Source organism: Citrobacter sp. L55 (assembly GCF_002850715.1).
GTDB classification, from domain to species: Bacteria; Pseudomonadota; Gammaproteobacteria; order Enterobacterales; family Enterobacteriaceae; genus Citrobacter; species Citrobacter braakii.
In genome coordinates this window covers 1-652 of record NZ_KZ559456.1, presented here as the reverse complement: position 1 = coordinate 652, position 652 = coordinate 1, and the positions used below count along the sequence as shown (strand labels likewise).

General features: G+C 54.6%; 1 protein-coding gene and 1 pseudogene. Both read left to right on the top strand.

The annotated features are described in order from the left end of the window. Positions 1-205 (top strand): annotated as a pseudogene (locus tag B9P82_RS28115) (phage N-6-adenine-methyltransferase); the annotation flags it as partial. After that, the coding region (locus B9P82_RS28110; RefSeq protein ID WP_143704309.1) for a DNA cytosine methyltransferase at positions 198-652 on the top strand (455 nt) is incomplete at its 3' end. The pseudogene B9P82_RS28115 and the gene B9P82_RS28110, both read left to right, overlap by 8 nt.

The window sequence follows — 652 nt, the reverse complement described above, 5'->3', positions numbered from 1 at the left end:
TCCGCTTCCCGAGTCCCGTATCTGGCCGTTGGAGGTTGGAATTGTATTCGACCAGGTTGATGGCGCTGACATGCTGGATGAATCACAGCAGAACAAGCTGAAAGCCAACATCAATCAACTCTGGCTGGAACGAACGGCCACCAGCGAAATTATCACAATTGCGCGTGGTCTTGTCGGCAGCATGCAGGGGGTAACCCATGCGTGAGATTATCGTTGATAACTTTGCTGGTGGCGGTGGCGCATCAACGGGTATTGAACTGGCGATCGGGCGCAGCGTGGATATTGCGATCAACCACGACGAAAATGCCATTGCGATGCACAAGACGAACCACCCGGACACACTGCATTATTGTGAATCCGTATTTGACGTGGATCCGGTAGCCGCCACCGGAGGTAATCCAGTCGGACTGGCGTGGTTTAGCCCGGACTGCCGACACTTCTCGAAGGCAAAAGGCGCGAAGCCAGTGAAAAAAGAGATACGCGGTCTTGCCTGGATTGTTCTGCGTTGGGCACTGGCGAAACGACCGCGCGTGATGATGCTGGAGAACGTGGAAGAGTTTAAAACGTGGGGACCGCTGCTGGCCGATGAAATGCGTCCAGACCCTGCCCGCACTGGCGAAACATTCAATGCTTTTGTCGGCATGCTTTCCAC